The sequence below is a fragment of the Microtetraspora sp. AC03309 genome, from assembly GCF_020826795.1.
In the GTDB taxonomy this organism is placed as follows: Bacteria; Actinomycetota; Actinomycetes; order Streptosporangiales; family Streptosporangiaceae; genus Microtetraspora; species Microtetraspora glauca.
Map to the genome: position 1 here is coordinate 1 of NZ_JADDIL010000425.1, position 521 is coordinate 521.

A 521-nucleotide genomic window follows, 5' to 3' on the forward strand; every position below is an offset into this window, starting at 1 on the left:
GTACCGGTCACCCCGTCGCTCCTTTCGCTGTTCAGCGGATGAATCGCTGGCAGCGCGATACTCCGCTGTCACCTGTCGAAGTCGGGTACCCCGCGGCGTTCGGGCTTCAAACCCGGTAGAAGGCAGTCCTGTCAGCTCGTTTGGCCGGAGCGGCGCCGTAAGGGTTCCCGCCCGGGTGGCTGCGGAGGCGGTGGCAGCAGCGGCTGGCGGGGAACCACGGCGACGGTGGTCGGCTCCTGGGTGGTGAGCACGATCTCCTCTCCGGCGTGACGGATGGCCAGAGTTCCGTCCGGCCCGTCGCGCAGGATGTAGGTTACATCGTGGTGGTTCGCTTCGACCGTGACCCGAAAATCCTTCCAGCGCAGCCGGAACCGCAGACACGATATGCCTTCGGGCAGATGCGGGTCGAGATACAGCATCCCCTCGTCATCGCGTAGCCCGCCGAAGCCGCCCACCAGTGCCGTCCACGCACCGGCCAGCGAAGCCATGTGAAGGCCGTCTCGGGTGTTGCGGTGCAGATC

General features: G+C 66.4%; 1 protein-coding gene. It reads right to left on the reverse strand.

Translation table 11 applies throughout. The features are described from left to right. Positions 1–131 precede the first annotated feature (131 nt). Positions 132–521, reverse strand: a 390-nt coding sequence (locus tag IMZ11_RS43680; protein WP_305075959.1) for a glycosyl hydrolase family 65 protein, incomplete at its 5' end; no start/stop codon positions are given.